Here is a 19,073-nt window from a genome sequence, read left to right as displayed (position 1 = left end):
CGCGGGAGTGCCGGCATGAGCTTGCGCCTGGACCTGTCCCGGCTTGGCATCCGCCAGCAGTTGCTGGGTCTGTTCGGGTTGTTCCTGATCACCGGTGCGCTGGTGCTGGCGCTGGACCAGTTGGGCCAGTACCTGGCCACCCGCGCGATGGCGTCGATGCGCGACGACGTGCTGACCGGCATGCGCCGCATCCGCCGGTTGTCCAATGCCTACGAAATGAACGTGGTGGACACCACCTTCCGCACCCGCAATTACCTGATCGGCTGGGACGAGGCCGAACGGGTGGTGGCGCATGCGCAGGCGACCACCGATGTCGAATGGAAAGCCTTGCAGGCGATGCCATTGGACGCCGACAGCCGCGCCCTGCTGGAGCAGGCGCTGCTGGCGCGCCCGCGCGCCGACGAGGCGGTGGGCAGCCTGCGACGGATCCTGCGCAAGCGCGACATCCTGGCGCTGGGGCAATTCGCCGACCGTGACCTGTACCCGGCGATCGACCCGCTGGTGCAACGGCTGGAACGCATCGATGCGCGCGGCCAGGTGCGCGCCGATGCGTTGGTGCGCGGCGAAATCAGCCGCGGCCGGTGGCTGGGCGCGTCGCGGCTGGGGCTGTCGCTGCTGTGTTTCGGGCTGGTGGCCATCGTGGGCCGGCGCGTGCTGCGCAATGGCTATCGCGGGGTGGAAAGCCTGACCCAACTGGCGCGCGGGATGGCCCAGCACGACTACACCGCGCAGCCGCGGTACCTGCCGCATGGCGAGCTGGGCGAGGTGATGGAAAGCTTCCTCGGCATGCGCGACCACGTGCGCCGGATCGAAGCGCAGCTCACCGACCAGCTGACCCGCAACGACCGCGTGCGCGAAGCGCTGGAGCGGCGCGAGCAATTCCAGCGCCTGCTGCTGGAAGCCGCGCAAACGGCGATCTTCGCGGTGGACGAAGAAGGCGTGTTCTCGCAGGTCAACCCGTTCGCGGAGAAGCTGCTGGGCTGGCCGTCCGGTGCGCTGCTGGGGCGCGAAAAACTCGACGTCATCCTCGACCCCGAAGCCCTGGGCGCGTTGGCGCGCTCGCTCAGCGAGGCGTACGGGCGCACCATTCCCGCCGACTGGACCGTCTTGCGCGAGCTGGCCCGCCACCGCGAGCCACCGCGGGAATTCGCCCTCCGCCATCAGCGTGGGCGCACGCTCCCGGTGTTGCTGGCGCTGTCGGCGGTGCGCGATGACACCGGCGTGATGGTGGGCCTGCTGGCCGTGGCCACCGACCTCACCCTGCTCAAGCGGCTGGAGCGCGCGTTGCGCGACAGCGAGGCGCGCGCACGCGACGCCAACCACGCCAAGAGCGCGTTCCTGGCGGCAATGAGCCACGAAATCCGTACCCCCATGATCGGCGTCACCGGGATGATCGAAGTGCTCGGGCATACCCGGCTGGACGCCGAGCAGCGGCGTTCGCTCAACGTCATCCAGGCCTCGGCGGAAACCCTGTTGCGGATCATCGGCGACATCCTCGACTTCTCCAAGATCGAAGCCGGCAAGATGGAAATCGAGCCGGTCCCCACCTCGCTTCCGGACCTGCTGCGCAGCGTGGTGGCCAACTATGCAGGGGCCGCCTCCAGCAAGGGACTGGTGCTGACGTGCCAGCTCGACCCGCTGTTGGCGCCGGCGCATCACGCCGATCCGGTGCGGCTGCGGCAGGTGATCGGCAACTTCCTGTCCAATGCGATCAAGTTCACCAGCCATGGCAGCGTCACCGCCACTGCCGAACTGGTGCGCCACGACCCGAACAATGGCGCGCTGGGGGCCGACACCCTGGTGCTGAGCGTCACCGATACCGGCATCGGCATCAGCGCGCAGGCGCAGGCGCGGCTGTTCCAGCCGTTCGCGCAGGCCGAGGTGGACACCACCCGCCGCTTCGGTGGCACCGGGCTGGGGCTGGCGATCAGCCGCCGCATCGCCGAGCTGATGGGCGGCAGCATCGACATGGAGTCCAGCCCCGGCAAGGGCACCCACATGCGCCTGCATGTCACCCTGCTGCGCGCGCCGGTGGAGGCGCTGCCGGACCAGTCCCTGCCCGGCAAGCAGGTGGCCGGGTTCCATCCGCGCCACCTGCCCACCGTGGTCGCCGCCGAGCGCGAGCGCAGCCTGGTGCTGCTGGTGGACGACCATGCCACCAACCGCCAGGTCATCCAGCGCCAACTGGCGCTGGCCGGCTATGCCTCGGAAACCGCCGAAGACGGGCAGGAAGGGCTGGAGCGTTGGCGCACCGGGCGCTACGCGCTGTTGCTCAGCGACGTGCACATGCCACGCATGGACGGCTATCAACTGGCGCGCACCATCCGCGAGGAAGAAGGTCGCCGCCACCTGCCGCGCACGCCGATCGTGGCACTCACCGCGTCGGCCCTGAAAGGCGAGGCCGAACGCTGCCTGGGTGCGGGGATGGATGACTACCTCGCCAAGCCGGTCGGCATCGCCAGCCTCGGTGCCTGCCTGCAACGCTGGCTGCCCCATACCGCCGGCGCGGAGGGGCAGTCGGTGGAGGAAGGCCTGCGCGTGCAGGGGGAAAACAACGCCCAGGTGGAAGCCGGCGCCGGCATGACCGGCGGCGGGGGCGACGAGGGCAGCGAGGCGATCCTCAGCGGTGTGGTGCTGGCCGAGTTGACCGGCGGGGATCCTGCCCAGATCCGCTTGCTGCTGGACGATTTCCTGGCCACCACCCGGGACGATCTGGCGGTGCTGGAGCAACTGCGCGAGGCCGGCAACCTGCCGGAACTGACCCGCCAGGCGCACAAGATCAAGGGCGCGGCGCGGTTGGTGGGGGCCCACGCGCTGGCCGATGCCGCCGCCGCGCTGGAAGCGGCCGGCCGCAGTGGCGACTGGGCGGGGGTGTTGCCGCTTTCCACCGACGTGCACACCGCCAGCGAACACCTGCGCCTGCAAGTGGCGCGGCGGTTTCCCGGCTGAACCGCATGCACGCGCCGGATGCCGCGTGTAACCTGCCTGCACCCCCTGGCGGAGCAACGGCATGAAGACCTGGCTGGTGGCGTGTTCGAAGGGTGGCGTGGGCAAGACCACGCTGGCGACCCACCTGGCCGCGCACGCCGCGCTGGCGGGGCGGCAGGTGGCCTTGGTGGATGCCGACCCGCAAGGCTCGGCCACCCGCTGGTGCCAGCGCCGTGCCGGGCTGGACGCGGCGGTATTGCCGGTGGACGGCACCCACAAGCATTGGCGGCGGCAGCTGCCGGCGGATACCGGGGTGGCGGTGATCGACACCCCGGCCGGGGCCCGCGAACGGGACCTGGAAAGCTTCCTCGATGTCGCCGACGCCTTGCTGGTGCCGATGCAGCCCTCGGCGCTCGACATCGAAGCGGCTGCCCACTTCCTCGACACCCTCGCCCGCCACCCCCGGGTGCGCCGCCGCCACCTGCCCACCGGGTTGCTGCTCAATCGCTGCAAACCCAATACCCATGCCACCCAGCAGGGCCTGGAGCTGCTGCGCGGCTGGCCGTTCCCGGTGCTGGCGCAACTGCGCGACAGCCAGGCCTACGTGGTGCTGACCGGGCTGGGAAAAAGCTTGTTCGACTACCATTCGGCGCAGGTGCGCGAGCATCAGGCAGACTGGGAGCCGCTGTTGCAATGGTTGCACCGGCACTGATGCCGCCCCCCGATCACAAGGATGACCCATGCGCGAATTGATCCTGCTCCGCCACGCCCACGCCGAAGCCGCCGGCCCGGGGATGGACGATGGCCAACGCCCGTTGTCGGCGACCGGATTGGCCGAAGCCCGCGCCGCCGGTGCCTGGCTGCAGGCACAGGGCCTGCTGCCCGACCGCGTGCTGTGCTCCCCGGCGCTGCGCGCCCGCCAGACTCTGGCCGCGTTGGGTGCATTGGGCCAGGCCGACGTGCGCGAGGAGGCGTCGATCTACGGTGCCAGCCCCGGAACCCTGATCGCGCTGGCCGATACCCATGCCGATGCCACGCGGTTGCTGCTGGTGGGCCACAACCCGGGGCTGGAACAACTGGCCGCCTTGTTGCACAGCGGCCAGAGTGGCGACTACCGCGGCATGCCGCCGGCCGGCGTGGCGGTACTGGTGTTCCCGAAGGACGCCGCCATCGAGCCCGGCGTGGCCCGCCTGTCGCAATTCTGGTGGCCATGATCCGATGAGGCGTGCGGGTTGCGGCCGCTGGCTGGCGTGCGCGCTGGCCTTGTTGCTGGCCAGCTGCGCCACCCTCTCGCCGGCACAGCGCCAGAAGGCCGCCGGGATCGCCGAAGCGGCCCGCAGCACGCAGGTGGATTGCACGCGCGCCGACGCCTGTGCGCTGCCCTCGCCGTTGCTGCAAATGGCGCGCGACACGTTGGCGGCGTCCACCCCGCAGACACCGCGCCATCGCGCCCTGATCCTCGACGACGCCCCCGACGCGCTGCTGGCGCGCGTGCACCTGATCCGCAGCGCGCAACGCAGCATCGAATTGCAGACCTACATCTTCGACGAGGACGATGCCGCCCAGCTGGTGCTGGACGAATTGCAGGCGGCGGCGTTCCGTGGCGTGAAGGTCCGCATCCTGGTCGACCAGCTGGCGGCGCTGCGCAAGGTGGAAACTTTCGCGGCACTGGCGGCGCTGCACGCCAACCTGGAACTGCGCGTGTACAACCCGGTGCTGGACCGCGCCCGCCTGTCGCTGCCGATGTATGCAGTGGCGGCGGCCTGCTGCTGGCGCCAGCTCAATCGGCGCATGCACAACAAGCTGCTGGTGGTGGATGGCGAGGTCGGCATCGTCGGCGGCCGCAACTACCAGGACGACTATTACGACTGGGGCGAGGACTACAACTTCCGCGACCGCGACTTGCTGCTGGCCGGCCCGGTGGTGCGCGACATGCAGGCCAATTTCGAGGCGTTCTGGGCGTCGCGCCGCAGCGTGCCGGCGGCACAACTGGGCGATGTCGCCCGCTACCTGCGCCAGCATGGCGCGCCACCGCCGCCGCACCATCCCTATCGCCGCCCCGAGCGCGTGCGCGCGCTGCTGGCCGACGTCGGCGATGCCGAGGTGCTGCGCGCGCGCTTCGTGCAGCCTGCGCAGGCGGTGCAAGGGGTGGCCTTCATCGCCGACCTGCCGCGCAAGCACCGTGGCGATGCCGAACCCGCGGGCGAAGGCGACGGCCCGCCCGGCCTGGCCGGGCAGGAGCTGCTGGGGCTGATCGCCAACGCACGCCACGAAGTGCTGCTGCAAACCCCCTACCTGGTGCTGTCCAAGCCGGCGCAGCAACTGTTCCGCCGCCTGCATGCGGAGCCCGCGCCGCCGCGCGTGCAGGTTTCCACCAACAGCCTGGCCGCCACCGATGCCTTCATCGCCTACGCGATGTCGTACAAGTACAAGCGCCGTTACCTGCGCGACTTCGGCTTCCAGATCCACGAGTTCAAACCGTTCCCCGCCAGCGCACCGTTCGAACTCGGTGCCACCGGGGCCGCGCTGTGGGAGGACGCCGATGCGGCGGCTGCCGTGGCCGCCCCGGCCTCATCGCAGCTGGAGGCCACGCGCCCCAACCTGCGCGACCGCCGTCTGGCCAAGCGCGGCCTGCGCAGCGAACCGGTCAGCGAAGCCGGCCGCCGCTCGCCGTTCGCGTCCTCCGGCGGCATGCCGGTGCGGCTCAAGAGCGCCGGCTTGCGGATGGGTCTGCATGCCAAGTCGATGGTGATCGACGAACGGGTGGCGGTGGTGGGCACCCACAACTTCGACCCGCGCGGCGACGCCCTCAATACCGAAAGCGCGGTGGTGATCGACGACCCTGCCTTTGCCCGCCGGTTGGCCGCCAGCATCCGCCGCGACATGGCCCCTGAGAATGCCTGGACCATCGGCCGCCGGCCGAGTGCGGCGCTGTTGCAGGGGGTGTCCTACACGCTGGCCCGGTGGTCGGAGACGATGCCGATCTTCGACCTGTGGCCGCGCAAGTACGCCACCAGCTACGACTACGTCGAAGGCCCCGACTGCCCGTCGGAGCCCGCGCCGCCGTCGCCGTTCGCCGCCGACTTCCTGCGCTGCAACCACCCCGTCGGTGACTTTCCGGAGGTCGACATCGGCCTGAAATGGCTGGGCGTGCGGGTGTTCACCGCGTTCGGTTCCGGCTTGTCGCCGATCCTGTGAAGGCCATCAGGCGCCGGCATGCCGGCAGGCGGATTGACGGGCCCGCGCGCGCGCCCTAGTCTGCCGGATCAATCATCATTCGCGCCCGGGCCCACCATGTCCATCACCCTGAACTTCGAGCTCAACGACCACGATCTGGCCCACTTCCAAGCCGCCGCCGAGCACTCGCGCAAGGCCGTGGAAGGCAAGAGCGCCGAGGAGATCGTGGCGGCGGCCGTGGCCCTGCTGGACGATGCACAGAAGGTGCAGATCCCCGATTTCATCAGGGCCCGCCTGCTGCGCCTGGACGACATGATCGCGATGGTGCGCGACGCGGCGTGGGCGATGGAAGACGCCGACCGCCAGCGCGTGCTGTCGGCGCTGGCCTATTTCGCCGACCCCAACGACATCATCCCCGACAACGTGCAGGTGCTGGGCTTCCTCGATGACGCGGTGATGATCGAGCTGTCGGTGCGCGAACTGGCGCACGAACTCGACGCCTACGACGATTTCTGCGACTACCGCGCCCGCGAGGCCGCCCGTCGTGGCGTCGACCCGTCCACGCTGGGACGCACCGACTGGCTGGACAGCCGTCGCGAGGAGTTGGTGGAGCGCATGCACGGCCGCCGCGAGCGCGACTTCGGCATCGGTTATGGCCGCAGCAGCGGTTATGGCCGCGAGTCCTACGTCCGCGCCTGGCGCCCGGGCGTGTTCGGCGTGCGCTGAAGCCGCGCCCCTTGTCCGTCCCCGCGTTCGCCTGGCCGGCCGGCGTCACCGTGGACGCGCTCAACGCGCGCTCCCGGGGGACGCTGATGGAGGCGCTCGGCATCGTCTTCACCGAACTCGGCGAAGGCTACCTGCGCGCCACCATGCCGGTGGACACGCGCACCCACCAGCCCTATGGCCTGCTGCACGGCGGTGCCTCGGTGGCGCTGGCGGAAACCCTGGGCAGCAGCGCCGGCGCGCTGCTGGCCGGCGGCAATGCGGTGGTGGGGCTGGAGATCAACGCCAACCACCTGCGTGCGGTGCGCGAAGGCACCGTCACCGGCACCACCCGCCCCATCCACATCGGACGCAGCACCCAGGTGTGGGAAATCCGGATCGAGGACGAAGCCGCCAGGCCGGTCTGCATCAGCCGGATCACCCTGGCGGTGTTGCCGCAACCGCCGGCATCCGGCGGATAATGGAATGCAACGCCCCGGCGCTTCCATTGCCCCCTCGCTTGCCATGACCCCGACGTCTCCCGCCGTCGCCACCTTGCTGCGTGCGCTGCGCTATGCCTGGCGCACCCCGCTGCTGCTGTGGCACGCCTGCATCGACCTGCCCATCGTGTTGCTGCTGATTGCGCTGGGGCGCGGCGGGGCGCTGTCGCACGCGGCCATCCGCTGGTTTGCCGGCAGCCTGCTGTGGATCTTCGGCCTGCGCTTGCGCCGCGAAGGCACGCCGCTGGCGGGCGGCACGCTGTTCGTCGCCAACCACGTCAGCTGGATCGACATCATGGTGCTGCACTCCCAGCACATGATGGGGTTCATCGCCAAATCCGAAATCCGCGGCTGGCCGCTGATCGGCTGGGTGGTGGCACAGGCGGAGACCATCTTCCTGCAACGCGGCAACGGCGATTCGCTGGAAAAGGTGATGGACGAGATGGCACAGCGCCTGCGCAGCGGGCGCGCGGTGGCTGCGTTCCCCGAAGGCGGCACCCGCAACGGTCGTGCCCTCGGCACTTTCCACGCCCGCATCTTCACCGCCGCCGTGCAGGCGCACGCGCCGGTGCAGCCGGTGGCGCTGTGCTACGGCGTGCGCAGCCAGGCCCAGCACGTCATCGCGTTCGCCCCGCGCGAGAGCTTCCTCGGCAACCTGCTGCGGCTGCTGGGCGAACCGGCGCGGCCGGTGCGGGTGTGCTTCCTGCCGCCGATCCTGCCCGCCGGCTTCAACGGCCGGCGCGGCATCGCGCAGGTGGCGCAGGCCGGCGTGGCCGCCGCCATGGCCGCCGCCTGACCCGCGGTTTCGGGTACCCTGCCGGGTGTCTTCCGCGGAGACCGGAACATGCACATCCACAGCGACAGTTTCGAACACCGGCAGCCATTGCCGGCCGAATTCGCCCTCGGGGCCGAGGGTGGACGCGGCGGCAACCGCAACCCGCACCTGGCCTGGGACGACGTGCCGGCCGCCACGCGGTCGTTCGTGCTGCTGTGCATCGACACCGATGCCCCCACCGATGGCGCGCTGGTGGCCGATGCCGCCACCCCGATCCCGGTGGCGCATCCGCGTGGCGACTTCGTGCACTGGCTGGTGGCGAACATTCCCGCCAGCACCCGCGCGATTCCCGCCGGCAGTTGCAGCGACGGCCAGACCGCCAGGGGCAAGCCGCAGGCGCACGATGCCGGCGGCGTGTCCGGCCTGAACGACTACACCGGCTGGTTCGCCGGCGATGCCGCCATGGGCGGCCAGTACTTCGGCTACGACGGCCCCTACCCGCCGTCGCACGACCTGCGCGTGCACCGCTATTTCTTCCGCCTGTTCGCGCTCGACGTGGCCACCCTGGCGCTGCCCGCCGCGTTCACCGCCGCCGATGCCTTCCGCGCCATGCACGGCCACGTGTTGGCCGAGGCCGCGATCTACGGGACATACAGCCTGCACGGGTGAGGTGGCAGGCCGTGCGGTGCGATGCCGGGTCCCCGGCATCGCTGGATGGTCACAGGATGTAGCGGCTCAGGTCCGGGTCCTGTGCCAGTTCGCCGAGTTGCGTGTCGACGTAGGCGCGGTCGATGACCACCTTGCCACCCTTGTCGGGGGCGTCGAAGCTCAGCGATTCCAGCAGTCGCTCCAGCACCGTGTGCAAGCGGCGCGCACCGATGTTTTCCTGGCGTTCGTTGACGTGCGCGGCGATTTCGGCGAGGCGGTCGATCGCCTCGGGCGCAAACGCCAGTGTCACGCCTTCGGTCTGCATCAGTTCGACGTACTGCTTGGTCAGCGCCGCCTTGGGTTCGGTGAGGATGCGCACGAAGTCGTCCTTGCCCAGCGCGGTGAGTTCCACCCGGATCGGGAAGCGGCCCTGCATTTCCGGGATCAGGTCCGACGGCTTGGCGAGGTGGAACGCGCCGGAGGCAATGAACAGGATGTGGTCGGTCTTCACCGCGCCGTATTTGGTGCTCACGGTGCTGCCTTCCACCAGCGGCAGCAGGTCGCGCTGCACGCCTTCGCGGCTGACATCCGCGCCCATGCCTTCGCTGCGCTTGGCGACCTTGTCGATCTCGTCGATGAAGACGATGCCATGCTGTTCGCAGGCTTCGATGGCGGCGTCGCGCACGTCGTCCTCGTTGATCAGCTTGCCGGCTTCTTCCTCGATCAGCAGCGGGCGCGCGGCCTGGATGGTCATCGTTTTCTTGTGCGATTTGCCGCCGGAAATCTGGCTGAACATCTGCCGCAGTTGCTGGCCCATGTCTTCCATGCCGGGCGGGGTGACGATGTCCACGCCCACGTTCATGGCGATCTCGAATTCCACTTCGCGCGCGTCCAGTTCGCCGGTACGCAATTGCCTGCGCAGTTTCTGGCGGGTCGTCGATTCCTGCGCCGACGGCTCGGCACCGATGTCGATGGTGGTGGTGTGCGCCGGGTTGAAGCCGAAGCCCGGTGCGGGTTCGCGCTTCGGCAGCAGGGCGTCGAGGATGCGGTCTTCGGCGCGCTCTTCCGCCTGCGTGCGCACCTTGGCGCGGGCCTGGGCGCGATGCAGCTTCACCGCGGTGTCGGCGAGGTCGCGGATGATCTGCTCGACGTCCTTGCCGACGTAGCCGACCTCGGTGAAGCGGGTCGCTTCCACCTTCACGAACGGCGCGTTGGCCAAGGTGGCCAGCCGGCGCGCGATCTCGGTCTTGCCGACACCGGTGGGGCCGATCATCAGGATGTTCTTCGGCATCACCTCGTTGCGCAGCTCGGGCGCGAGCTGCGCGCGTCGCCAGCGGTTGCGCAGGGCGATGGCCACCGCGCGCTTGGCGGCGTGCTGGCCAACGATGTGGCGGTCGAGCTCCGCGACGATTTCGCGCGGGGTCATGGAGGAAGAGTCGGTCATGTCTGGTGTCCTGGAGGCGGCGTACCGAGGGCGAGAAGTTCTTGGCAAGCCATCCCGGCAGGGCGGCCCATCAAGTCGCTCCCCGATACTCGCTTGGTTGATGGGCCGCCCTGCCGGGATGGCCCGCGAGGCATTCGGTCAGAGCGTCTCGACGACGATGTTGCGGTTGGTGTAGATGCAGATGTCGCCGGCGATGCCCAACGCTTCGGTGGCAATGGTCTTTGCATCGAGTTCGGTATGCGCCAGCAGCGCGCGCGCGGCGGACAGCGCGTACATGCCGCCGGAACCAATGGCGATCAGGCCGTCTTCCGGCTCGATCACGTCGCCGGTGCCGGAAATCACCAGCGAGGTGTCGGCGTCGGCCACCGCCAGCAGCGCTTCGAGCTTGCCGAAGCGGCGCTCGGTGCGCCAATCCTTGGCCATCTCCACCGCCGCGCGGGTCAGTTGGCCGTGTTTTTCCAGCTTGGCTTCGAACAGTTCGAACAGGGTGAACGCATCGGCGGCGGCACCGGCGAAGCCGGCCAGCACGCGGCCGTCCTTGCCGAGACGGCGCACCTTGCGCGCATTGGCCTTCATCACCGTGTGGCCCAGCGTGACCTGGCCGTCGCCGGCGATCACCACCTGACCGTTGCGGCGCACCGAACAGATGGTGGTGGCGTGGAATACGTGGGGGTTCTGGCTGGGGTCCATCGGTCTCTCCATCGGAACCCACGATCTGGGGACGATGCCGGGCGCTTCAAGCGCGCCGGGCCGGGCACCGGTTCAGGCGGTGTCCAGCAGCTTGCGCGCCCGCGCCTGCAGGGCCAACCACGAGGCTTCCAGCTTGTCGGGCTTGGGAGTGGTGCGGGCGATCAGGGCCAGCGCTTCCTCCAGTTGTTCGACCCGCCACGCCAGTTCGGCGTAGTCCTCGGCCAGCACCAGCTCCACCCGCTTGTCGGTGCACACGCCGATGCAGGGGCGCGGGGCGTCCACTTTGCCGCACCCGATGCAGCGCCAGCCGTCGATGGTCTCGATCATGCCGGCAGTGTGCCGGCCCGCCGCGCCGGGTGTCCTTGACCGCCGTCAAAAACGGCCCGTCAGGGCTTGCGCCTGGCGCGCGGGTGGGCGGCGTCGTACACCTTCGCCAGATGCTGGAAGTCCAGATGGGTGTAGATCTGGGTGGTGGCGATGTCGGCGTGGCCCAGCAGCTCCTGCACGCCGCGCAGGTCGCCGGAGGATTCCAGCACATGGCTGGCGAAGCTGTGCCGCAGCAGGTGTGGATGGATGCGCTTGAGCACGCCCTGGCGGGTGGCCAATTGCTTGATGCGCAGCTGGATGGCGCGGGCACTGATCCGCTGGCCGCCGCGGCCGGGGAACACGAAGCCATCGGCAGCGGGGCGCGTTGCCTGCCGCCATGCCAGCAGGGCCGCGCGGGCGTGCGAGCCCACCGGCACGATGCGCTGCTTGCTGCCCTTGCCGAGCACCGTGACCAGGCCGCCATCGATATCCAGATCGTGCCAGCGCAGCGCGCACACCTCCGACAGGCGCAGGCCGGAGGAATAGAACAGTTCCAGCAGGGCGCGGTCGCGCAGGCCCAGCGGGGCGTCGGTGGGCAGCTCGACCAGCTGCACCGCTTCGTCCACGTCGAGCACTTGCGGCAGCTTGCGCGGTGCCTTGGGCGCACGCACGCCAGCGCTGGGGTCCGCGCTGATGCGGCCTTGTTTCAGCAGCCAGCGGTACAGGCTGCGGCAGGCGGACAGGCGGCGCTGCAACGACTTGGGCGACAGCCCGCGCCGGTGTTCGGCGGCGATGAAGGCGCGCAGGTCATCGCTGCACAGCGCAGGCAGCGCGCGCCTATCCGCCCAGCGTGCGAATGCGGACAGGTCGCGCCGGTAGGCATCGAGCGTGTGGGTGGAGGCCTGCCGCTCGACCGCGAGATGCGCGAGGAAGGCGTCAACCGGCGACATCGCCCGGCTCAGTCGAACCGGGCCAGCGCCGCCGCCAGCGCTTCGCCCATCATGCGCAGGAACAGCGTGCCCATGCCCGGGAAGAAGCGATTGGGGTCGCGGCTGCCCACCGCCACCAGGCCGGTACCCGCCAACGACAGCAGCGCGGTGCTCTGCACGTCCTCCGCGCGGACGCCGAACAGCAGCGCGTGCTTGTCCGGATGCAGGCGGCCGCAGACCGGATCGCCACTGGCCAGCAGGTCGCGGAAGCCGGCCAGGCGCGGGCTGGCTTCGTCGATGTGTTGCAGCCAGTCCACGTCTTCCAGCCCCGCCACCGGGCGGAAGCTGACGATCCGCACCAGGTCGCCGTGGAAATCCTCGGCCAGCGAGGCCGCCAGCGCGCGCAAGGTATCGGCGGCACTGGTTTGCCGCAGCAGCGCCAGCGTCAGCTGATGGGTGCGCACCGCCAGGCGTTCGTTGTCCTGCGCATTGGCGAACAGCTCGTGCAGGCGCTTGCCCAGCTCGCGGTTCTTGTCGCGCAGGATCTCCAGTTGGTAGCTGGCCAACGATGCGGCGGGGCCGGTTTCGCGCGGCACCACCAGCGCCAGCGCCAGGTCGGGGAACTGTTGCAGGAAAGTGGGATGGCGGCGCAGCCAAGCCGCCACTTCATGCGCGCCCAGTTTTTCGGTGATGCCGTCGAAACCGGTGTTCAAAGCCATTCTCCTTCGAAGACGAAGGCGGCGGGGCCGCCCATGTGCAGGGTGCCGCGCTGGCGGTCGTGGCGGATGTGCAGGCGGCCGCCGGGCAGGTCCACCACCACCTCGGCATCCGCGGCGACGCGGCCACGCCTGGCCAGCACCGCCACCGCCGCGCAGGCCCCGCTGCCGCAGGCCAGGGTTTCACCCACGCCACGTTCGAACACGCGCAGGCGAATGTGGGTGGGCGACAGCACCTGCGCAAACCCCACGTTGACCGATTGCGGGAACAGGGCATGGTGCTGCACGCGTGGCCCGATGTGCGGCAGGTCGGCAGTGGCCACATCGTCCACTTCCAGCACCGCATGCGGGTTGCCCATCGACACCGCACCGAAGCGCAGCGTGGTGCCGTCGATCACCAGCGCATAGTCGTCGCAGGCGTGGTCGATGCCGGCCAGCGGCACGTCGGCCGGCGCGAAACGCGGCGCGCCCATGTCGATCACGAAACCGCCCTGGCCATCGTGCGCAACCGCATGCCGCCCGGCCGGGCTTTCGATCATGAAGGCGGCGTCCGCCGGCGCGACGCCATCGCGCACCAGCCATGCCGCCACGCAGCGCGCGCCGTTGCCGCATTGGCCGGACGACGAGCCATCGGCATTCCAGATGCGGTAGGCGGCCACCGCATCGGCAGCGGTCGCCGGTTCGATGGTCAGGATCTGGTCGCAGCCCACGCCGAAGTGGCGGTCGGCGATGCGGGCACACAACGCCGGCGCCGGCGCCGGCGTGCCGTCGCGCAAGTCCAGCACCACGAAGTCGTTGCCGGCTCCGTGCATCTTGGAAAAACGCATGCCGGGCGTGTTCATTCCTGCGCGGCGTGCGCACCCGGCGCGGCGGTCGCGGGGTGGGTGTCGGCCGCGGCGGCGGGCGTGTCGGCCGGCTTCTTGTCGGGCAGCACCAACGGCCCCTTGTTGCCGCAGCCGGCCAGCGAGCACAGCAGGAGTACGAGGAAAACGATGCGCTTGGTCATGGCTTCAGTGTAGCGGCGGACCCGGTGGCTGTCGCGGCTCCGGGCGTCGCCACAGCCACGCCGACACCAGTGCCATCACCGCGATGCCGATCGCCGCCATCCACCAGCGCGGGGCGAAGATCGCCATCGACACCGAGGACACGCACATCATCCCGATGGCCAGCCGCTTGGCCTGCCGCGAGACCGTGCCGTTCTGCTCCCAGTCCAGGATGGCGCGGCCAAACCTGGGGTGCGAGACCAGCCAGGCGCGCAGGCGGTCGGAGCCGCGGGTGGCGGCGAACGCGGACAGCAGCACGAACGGCACCGTGGGCATCACCGGCAGGAACGCGCCGATGATCCCCAGCACCAGGCTGGTCCACGCCAGCAGCGCCCACAGCCAGCGGGTCATGCGGGCCGCCTGGCCGCCTGTTCGTGGTCGATGCCGATGGCGGCGGGCTCAGTGCACATCCAGCCGATCCAGCATGAACGCGTACATCTCCGCCTGCTCGCGGTAGCGGCGGAAGCGCCCGGACTTGCCGCCGTGGCCGGCTTCCATGTTGGTGCGGAAGATGACCGGCTCGGCGGAGGTGTTCAGGTCGCGCAGACGGGCCACGTACTTGGCCGGCTCCCAGTACTGCACCTGCGAATCCCACAGCCCGGTGCCGACGAACATCGCCGGGTAGGCCTTGGCCTCCAGGTTGTCGTAGGGCGAGTAGGTGAGGATGTAGTCGTAGAACGCCTTCTGTTCCGGGTTGCCCCACTCGTCGTATTCGTTGGTGGTCAGCGGGATCGACGGGTCAAGCATCGTCGTCACCACGTCCACGAACGGCACCTGCGACAAAATCACCCGGTACTTCTCCGGTGCCATGTTCGCGATCGCGCCCATCAGCAGGCCGCCGGCGCTGCCGCCGTGCGCGGCCACGCGATCGGGTGCGGCATAGCCTTCCTTGACCAGGAAATCGGTGACGTCGATGAAGTCGGTGAAGGTGTTCTTCTTGTGCAGCAGCTTGCCGTCCTCGTACCAGCGGCGGCCCATTTCCTGGCCGCCGCGGATGTGGGCGATGGCATAGGCCATGCCGCGGTCCAGCAGGCTCACCGTGGTGACCGAGAAGCCGGGATCCATCGACAGGCCGTAGCTGCCGTAGGCGTACTGCAGCAGCGCGGCCGTGCCGTTCTTCTCGAAGCCCTTGCGGTAGACGATGGACACCGGAATCCGGGTGCCGTCGCGGGCGGTCGCCCACAGGCGCTCGGTGACGTAGCGATCGGGGTCGTAGCCAGGCACCGGCTGCTGTTTCAATGTGCGGCGTTCGCCGCTGCGGACGTTCAGCGCGTAGGTGGTGGCCGGCGTGGTCATCGAGGTGTAGCTGTAGCGCAGCCAGTCGGTGGCCGGCTCGCTGTTGACCTCCAGCCCCATCGAATAAGCGGGTTCGTCGGCGGCCACGAATGTCTCGCGGCCATCGGCATGCACGATGCGCAACCGCTCCAGCCCGCCGCTGCGCTCGGCGATCGCGGTGAAGCCGTCGAACAGTTCGAAGCCCTCGATCAGCACGTCGTCGCGGTGCGCGATCCAGTCCTGCCAGTCCTTGCGTGCGGTGGCACCGTCGGCGGCGGTGACCAGCTTGAAGTTGGTCGCCGGCGTGCCGTCTTGGTTCCGGTCGTTGGTGCGGATCACCCAACGCCCGCCGAAGTGGTCGGCGTCGTATTCCACGTCGCGCGCGCGCGGGGCGAGCACGGTGAATTCACGGGGGTCGGCGGCCGGCGCGTAGCGCAGCTCGTCGGACACCGTGCTGCTGACGCCGATCAGGATGAACTGCTCGTCGCGGGTGCGGTCGATGCCCATGTAGAAGCTGTCGTCTTCCTCTTCGTAGACGATCGGGTCGTGCTTCGGGTCGGTGCCCAGCACGTGCTTCTTCACGCGCACCGTGAGCAGGGTTTCCGGATCGTTCTCGACGTAGAACAGGGTCTGGTTGTCGTCGGCCCAGACCAGGTCGGGGGCGACGCCCTCGAGGGTCTCCGGATAGGGTTGCCCGGTGGCGAGGTTGCGGAAGCGGATGCTGTACTGGCGGCGGCCGTTGCTGTCGTCGGCCCAGGCCAGCACCCGGTTGTCCGGGGTGATTTCGTACCCGCCGACGCTGTAGTAGTCCTTGCCGGCGGCAAGCTGGTTGACGTCCAGCAGCACTTCTTCACCGGCGAAATCACCCGCCGCATTGGCTTGCTGGATCGACAGCGCGTCGAGCCCCGGCGCGTCCTTGCGGCGCGCGTGCACCGGGTAGTCCTTGCCGGTTTCGAAGCGGGCGTAATACCACCAGCCACGCTCGCGGAACGGCACGCTGGCGTCATCCTGGCGGATGCGCGCCACGGTTTCATCGTAGAGCCGGTCCTGCACCGGCTTGAGCGGTGCCAGCATGGCATCGGCGTAGGCGTTTTCCGCCTGCAGATAGGCCAGCATCGCCGGGTTTTCGCGGTTGTCATCGCGTAGCCAGTAATACGGGTCCTGCCGTTCCGCGCCGAACGGTGTCTTCACCACGTGCGATTGCTTCGTCGCGTCGGGCGGTGTGGGCGGGGTCTGGGCGGAGGCGAGGCTGCTCATGAGGAAAAGACCGGCGATCAGGACGTGGGAGTTCATGGGTGGGGCTCCGCGGGGCGAATTGCAACGCTCGCTCCACCATTTCGCACTTGCTCTTGCTCGTCATCCCCGCGAAGGCGGGGATCCATGGACTTTGGATTTCCAGTTCGAACAGCGTCCTTGGATTCCTGCCTTCGCGGGAATGACGAGCCTGGACATCATTTGCTCAGCTGGTTCCACAGGAACGTGTAGGCCAGCGCGTTCATGTGCGCCGCCTGCGCGTTGTTGGCCGCGCCGCCGTGGCCGCCCTCGATGTTCTCGTAGTAGCGCACATCCTTACCCGCCGCTTCCATCTTCGCCATCATCTTGCGCGCGTGACCGGGATGGACGCGATCGTCCTTGGTCGACGTGGTGAACAGCGTCGCCGGATAGGTCTTCGCCGCGTCGAACAGGTGGTAGGGCGAGAAGGTCTGGATGAACGACCAGTCCGCGGTGTCCGGATCGCCGTACTCGGCCATCCACGAGGCGCCGGCCAGCAGGTGGCTGTAGCGCTGCATGTCCAGCAGCGGCACCTGCACCACGATGGCGCCGAACTTCTCCGGGTACTGGGTCAGCATGTTGCCCATCAGCAGACCGCCGTTGCTGCCGCCCATGGTGCCGAGGCGCTGCGGCGAAGTGATCTTGCGCGCAACCAGGTCGTCGGCGATCGCGGCGAAGTCCTCGTAGGCCTTGTGGCGATTGGCCTTGAGCGCAGCCTGGTGCCAGCGTGGGCCGTATTCGCCGCCGCCGCGGATGTTGGCCAGCGCGTACACGCCGCCCTTCTCCAGCCAGGCCTTGCCGATGCTGCCGGAATAGGCCGGCGTCATCGAGATCTCGAAGCCGCCGTAGCCGTACAGCAGGGTCGGCGCCTTGCCGTCGAACGCAAGATCCTTCGGGCGGACCAGGAAGTACGGCACCTGGGTGCCGTCCTTGCTGGTGGCGAAGTGCTGTTCGATCACGTCATTGCCGCCGTCGAAGAACACCGGGTTGGACTTCAGCACTTCCGGCTGCTTGCCGATCTCCGCGATGGACAGCGTGGTCGGGCTGAGGAAGTCGGTGGCGGTCAGCCACACAGCATTGCTGTCCTCCGCATCCACTGCGCCGATACCAAGCGTGCCGATGGTCGGCGCGCCTACGAAGTCCGCTTTCGCCCAGTCGCCCTTGCCCGGGGTCAGCACGGACAGGCGGTTCTTGACGTCCTCCATCACGTTGAGGACAAGGTGGTCCTTGGTCCACGCGTAGCCGGCCAGCGCGGCGTGGTCGGTGGGCTCGAACAGCGCGGTGAAGTCGCGCTTGCCGGCCATGAAGTCGTTGAAATTGGTGGCGATCAGCGAACCGGGCGCATAGGTCTTGCCGCCGACGGCATAAGGCTCGCGCAGCTCCAGCAGCAGCCATTCCTTGTGCACGCCCTTCTGCGCGCTGTTGGGCGCGTCGACCTTGGCGAGGCTGCCGTCCGCGCTGCGCAGGTACAGCTCGTCGTTGTAGAACGCCAGCGTGCGGCTGACGAAGTCGCGCTGGTAGACCGGGCGGCCGTGATCGAACGTGACGTCGCGCATCGCGGCGATGTACATGTCGCCCGGCTTGCCTTCGTACACGGTCTTCGCCGCCGACAACGGCGTGCCGCGCTTCCATTCCTTGACGATGTTCGGATAACCCGAGCTGGTCAGCGTGCCCGGACCGAAATCGGTGAACACGTAGACCGTGTTCTCGTCGATCCACGCCAGCCCGCCCTTGGCTTCCGGACGGAAGAAGCCGTCCTGCACGAACTGCTTGGTGGTGAGGTCGAACTCGCGGGTCACGTCGGCATCGGAGCCGCCGGGCGACAGCGCGATCAGGCAGCGGGTGTACGCTGGCCGCAGGCAGTCGGCGCCGTGCCACACCCACTTGGCGTTCTCCGCCTTGTTCAGCGCGTCCAGGTCGAGCACGGTTTCCCACTTCGGCTCCGGCTTGCGGTATTCGGCCAGCGTGGTGCGGCGCCAGACGCCGCGCTCGTGCTGCTTGTCCTTCCAGAAGTTGTAGTAGTAGCCGCCGATCTTCTCGACGCCGGGGATCTTGGCGTCGGAATCGAGGATGGCGCGGATGTCGGCTTCCAGCTGCCTGAACGCCGGGGTGCCTGCGATCTCCGCTTCGGCCTTGGCGTTGCGTGCGCGCACCCAGTCCAGCGACGTCTCACCGCTGACGTCTTCCAGCCAGGCGTAAGGATCGGTGGCCGGCGCGGACTGCGCGGAGGCCGTGCCGGCCACGGCAAGACCGGCGAACAGGAAGGCGTTGGAAAGTGCATGCATGGCGGGATCGGTGGCAGCGGGAGGAAGCCGCCACGCTATCACGCAGGCCGGTGACGAGGCCGTGCCAAAGGTTCAGGCGCGCCGGGCCGCCGGTGCCTGGCCGGATGCGCGGTGCCGGCGTCGCACCGCCTGTGCGCGCCGCCGCCGCGGCAGGTGCAGCGCAAGCCGCGGCAGCGGCCACCGACGCAGGCTCCACCACGCCGCCAACGGCATGCCCAGCAGCCACAGCGGCAGCCAGCCCAGCCAGGCGTTGCTGCCGCGCGCGGCAGGCACCAGCAGCACCACCAGCGCGCCGAGGACGACGAACTGGCGCAGCAGGGCATCAAGATCACGGTGGGTCATGGCGGCAGCTCCGTGGAAGGTGCCGCCAGCGTGCAGACGGC

General features: G+C 69.1%; 19 protein-coding genes. 8 read left to right on the top strand and 11 right to left on the bottom strand.

Going from position 1 to position 19,073, the window contains the following annotated elements; genetic code table 11:
* The first annotated feature begins 15 nt into the window (after positions 1-15).
* The 8 genes from ACE3OK_RS04535 to ACE3OK_RS04500 all read left to right on the top strand — a co-directional run bounded on the left by ACE3OK_RS04535 (position 16) and on the right by ACE3OK_RS04500 (position 8,751).
* Positions 16-2,949, top strand: coding sequence for an ATP-binding protein (locus tag ACE3OK_RS04535; RefSeq protein WP_374248367.1), 2,934 nt, complete (start codon positions 16-18; stop codon positions 2,947-2,949).
* 61 nt (positions 2,950-3,010) lie between these two features.
* Positions 3,011-3,640, top strand: coding sequence for an AAA family ATPase (locus ACE3OK_RS04530; protein WP_374248366.1), 630 nt, complete (start codon positions 3,011-3,013; stop codon positions 3,638-3,640).
* Between the two features lie 28 nt (positions 3,641-3,668).
* Complete coding sequence (locus ACE3OK_RS04525) at positions 3,669-4,142, top strand: histidine phosphatase family protein (protein WP_374248365.1); 474 nt, start codon at positions 3,669-3,671, stop codon at positions 4,140-4,142.
* A 4-nt stretch (positions 4,143-4,146) separates the two neighbouring features.
* Positions 4,147-6,126, top strand: a complete 1,980-nt coding sequence (locus ACE3OK_RS04520) for a phosphatidylserine/phosphatidylglycerophosphate/cardiolipin synthase family protein (protein WP_374248364.1) — start codon at positions 4,147-4,149, stop codon at positions 6,124-6,126.
* A gap of 96 nt (positions 6,127-6,222) precedes the next feature.
* Positions 6,223-6,831, top strand: coding sequence for a YkvA family protein (locus ACE3OK_RS04515; RefSeq protein ID WP_374248363.1), 609 nt, complete (start codon positions 6,223-6,225; stop codon positions 6,829-6,831).
* 86 nt (positions 6,832-6,917) lie between these two features.
* Positions 6,918-7,289 (top strand): hotdog fold thioesterase, encoded by a 372-nt coding sequence (locus ACE3OK_RS04510; RefSeq protein ID WP_374248524.1) that lies wholly within the window; start codon positions 6,918-6,920, stop codon positions 7,287-7,289.
* Positions 7,290-7,332: 43 nt separating this feature from the next.
* Complete coding sequence (locus ACE3OK_RS04505) at positions 7,333-8,103, top strand: lysophospholipid acyltransferase family protein (RefSeq protein ID WP_374248362.1); 771 nt, start codon at positions 7,333-7,335, stop codon at positions 8,101-8,103.
* Between the two features lie 48 nt (positions 8,104-8,151).
* Entirely contained in the window at positions 8,152-8,751 is a 600-nt protein-coding gene (locus tag ACE3OK_RS04500) for a YbhB/YbcL family Raf kinase inhibitor-like protein (RefSeq protein ID WP_374248361.1), read from the top strand.
* A 49-nt stretch (positions 8,752-8,800) separates the two neighbouring features.
* Here ACE3OK_RS04500 and hslU read toward each other — a convergent pair whose 3' ends face one another.
* The 11 genes from hslU to ACE3OK_RS04445 form a co-directional block, all read right to left on the bottom strand.
* Positions 8,801-10,174, bottom strand: coding sequence for an ATP-dependent protease ATPase subunit HslU (gene hslU / locus ACE3OK_RS04495; RefSeq protein WP_374248360.1), 1,374 nt, complete (start codon positions 10,172-10,174; stop codon positions 8,801-8,803).
* Positions 10,175-10,312: 138 nt separating this feature from the next.
* Positions 10,313-10,864: an ATP-dependent protease subunit HslV gene (gene hslV / locus ACE3OK_RS04490; RefSeq protein ID WP_374248359.1), complete on the bottom strand. Its 552-nt coding sequence runs from the start codon at positions 10,862-10,864 to the stop codon at positions 10,313-10,315.
* Between the two features lie 72 nt (positions 10,865-10,936).
* The gene (locus ACE3OK_RS04485; protein ID WP_374248358.1) at positions 10,937-11,191 is read right to left on the bottom strand and encodes a hypothetical protein; all 255 of its coding nucleotides are present in this window, start codon (positions 11,189-11,191) and stop codon (positions 10,937-10,939) included.
* Positions 11,192-11,250: 59 nt separating this feature from the next.
* Positions 11,251-12,120 carry a tyrosine recombinase XerC gene (xerC, locus tag ACE3OK_RS04480; protein ID WP_374248357.1) on the bottom strand — a complete coding sequence of 290 codons (870 nt, stop codon included), beginning with the start codon at positions 12,118-12,120 and terminating at the stop codon, positions 11,251-11,253.
* Positions 12,121-12,128: 8 nt separating this feature from the next.
* Positions 12,129-12,812, bottom strand: coding sequence for a DUF484 family protein (locus ACE3OK_RS04475; RefSeq protein ID WP_374248356.1), 684 nt, complete (start codon positions 12,810-12,812; stop codon positions 12,129-12,131).
* On the bottom strand, positions 12,809-13,642 hold the full coding sequence (gene dapF, locus ACE3OK_RS04470) for a diaminopimelate epimerase (RefSeq protein ID WP_374248355.1): 834 nt from the start codon (positions 13,640-13,642) through the stop codon (positions 12,809-12,811). Before dapF ends, ACE3OK_RS04475 begins: the two co-directional genes overlap by 4 nt.
* Before the next feature lie 11 nt (positions 13,643-13,653).
* Positions 13,654-13,821 (bottom strand): lipoprotein, encoded by a 168-nt coding sequence (locus ACE3OK_RS04465; protein ID WP_374248354.1) that lies wholly within the window; start codon positions 13,819-13,821, stop codon positions 13,654-13,656.
* A gap of 4 nt (positions 13,822-13,825) precedes the next feature.
* On the bottom strand, positions 13,826-14,209 hold the full coding sequence (locus tag ACE3OK_RS04460; RefSeq protein ID WP_374248353.1) for a YbaN family protein: 384 nt from the start codon (positions 14,207-14,209) through the stop codon (positions 13,826-13,828).
* A gap of 48 nt (positions 14,210-14,257) precedes the next feature.
* Positions 14,258-16,426, bottom strand: a complete 2,169-nt coding sequence (locus ACE3OK_RS04455) for a S9 family peptidase (RefSeq protein WP_374248352.1) — start codon at positions 16,424-16,426, stop codon at positions 14,258-14,260.
* Positions 16,427-16,584: 158 nt separating this feature from the next.
* On the bottom strand, positions 16,585-18,690 hold the full coding sequence (locus ACE3OK_RS04450) for a prolyl oligopeptidase family protein (RefSeq protein WP_374248351.1): 2,106 nt from the start codon (positions 18,688-18,690) through the stop codon (positions 16,585-16,587).
* Between the two features lie 72 nt (positions 18,691-18,762).
* The gene (locus tag ACE3OK_RS04445) at positions 18,763-19,032 is read right to left on the bottom strand and encodes a hypothetical protein (RefSeq protein WP_374248350.1); all 270 of its coding nucleotides are present in this window, start codon (positions 19,030-19,032) and stop codon (positions 18,763-18,765) included.
* Between the last annotated feature and the right edge of the window lie 41 nt (positions 19,033-19,073).

The organism is Thermomonas sp., from assembly GCF_041905325.1.
Classification (GTDB): domain Bacteria; phylum Pseudomonadota; class Gammaproteobacteria; order Xanthomonadales; family Xanthomonadaceae; genus Thermomonas.
The sequence above is the reverse complement of the archived record's forward strand: the minus strand, read 5'-3'. Positions and strand labels throughout refer to the sequence as shown.

Coding starts and splice junctions, on each gene's coding strand:
- ACE3OK_RS04535 (WP_374248367.1), top strand. CDS start 16: ATGAGCTTGCGCCTGGACCTGTCCCGGCTTGGCATCCGCCAGCAGTTG.
- ACE3OK_RS04530 (WP_374248366.1), top strand. CDS start 3,011: ATGAAGACCTGGCTGGTGGCGTGTTCGAAGGGTGGCGTGGGCAAGACC.
- ACE3OK_RS04525 (WP_374248365.1), top strand. CDS start 3,669: ATGCGCGAATTGATCCTGCTCCGCCACGCCCACGCCGAAGCCGCCGGC.
- ACE3OK_RS04520 (WP_374248364.1), top strand. CDS start 4,147: ATGAGGCGTGCGGGTTGCGGCCGCTGGCTGGCGTGCGCGCTGGCCTTG.
- ACE3OK_RS04515 (WP_374248363.1), top strand. CDS start 6,223: ATGTCCATCACCCTGAACTTCGAGCTCAACGACCACGATCTGGCCCAC.
- ACE3OK_RS04510 (WP_374248524.1), top strand. CDS start 6,918: ATGGAGGCGCTCGGCATCGTCTTCACCGAACTCGGCGAAGGCTACCTG.
- ACE3OK_RS04505 (WP_374248362.1), top strand. CDS start 7,333: ATGACCCCGACGTCTCCCGCCGTCGCCACCTTGCTGCGTGCGCTGCGC.
- ACE3OK_RS04500 (WP_374248361.1), top strand. CDS start 8,152: ATGCACATCCACAGCGACAGTTTCGAACACCGGCAGCCATTGCCGGCC.
- hslU (WP_374248360.1), bottom strand. CDS start 10,174: ATGACCGACTCTTCCTCCATGACCCCGCGCGAAATCGTCGCGGAGCTC.
- hslV (WP_374248359.1), bottom strand. CDS start 10,864: ATGGACCCCAGCCAGAACCCCCACGTATTCCACGCCACCACCATCTGT.
- ACE3OK_RS04485 (WP_374248358.1), bottom strand. CDS start 11,191: ATGATCGAGACCATCGACGGCTGGCGCTGCATCGGGTGCGGCAAAGTG.
- xerC (WP_374248357.1), bottom strand. CDS start 12,120: ATGTCGCCGGTTGACGCCTTCCTCGCGCATCTCGCGGTCGAGCGGCAG.
- dapF (WP_374248355.1), bottom strand. CDS start 13,642: ATGCGTTTTTCCAAGATGCACGGAGCCGGCAACGACTTCGTGGTGCTG.
- ACE3OK_RS04465 (WP_374248354.1), bottom strand. CDS start 13,821: ATGACCAAGCGCATCGTTTTCCTCGTACTCCTGCTGTGCTCGCTGGCC.
- ACE3OK_RS04460 (WP_374248353.1), bottom strand. CDS start 14,209: ATGACCCGCTGGCTGTGGGCGCTGCTGGCGTGGACCAGCCTGGTGCTG.
- ACE3OK_RS04455 (WP_374248352.1), bottom strand. CDS start 16,426: ATGAACTCCCACGTCCTGATCGCCGGTCTTTTCCTCATGAGCAGCCTC.
- ACE3OK_RS04450 (WP_374248351.1), bottom strand. CDS start 18,690: ATGCATGCACTTTCCAACGCCTTCCTGTTCGCCGGTCTTGCCGTGGCC.
- ACE3OK_RS04445 (WP_374248350.1), bottom strand. CDS start 19,032: ATGACCCACCGTGATCTTGATGCCCTGCTGCGCCAGTTCGTCGTCCTC.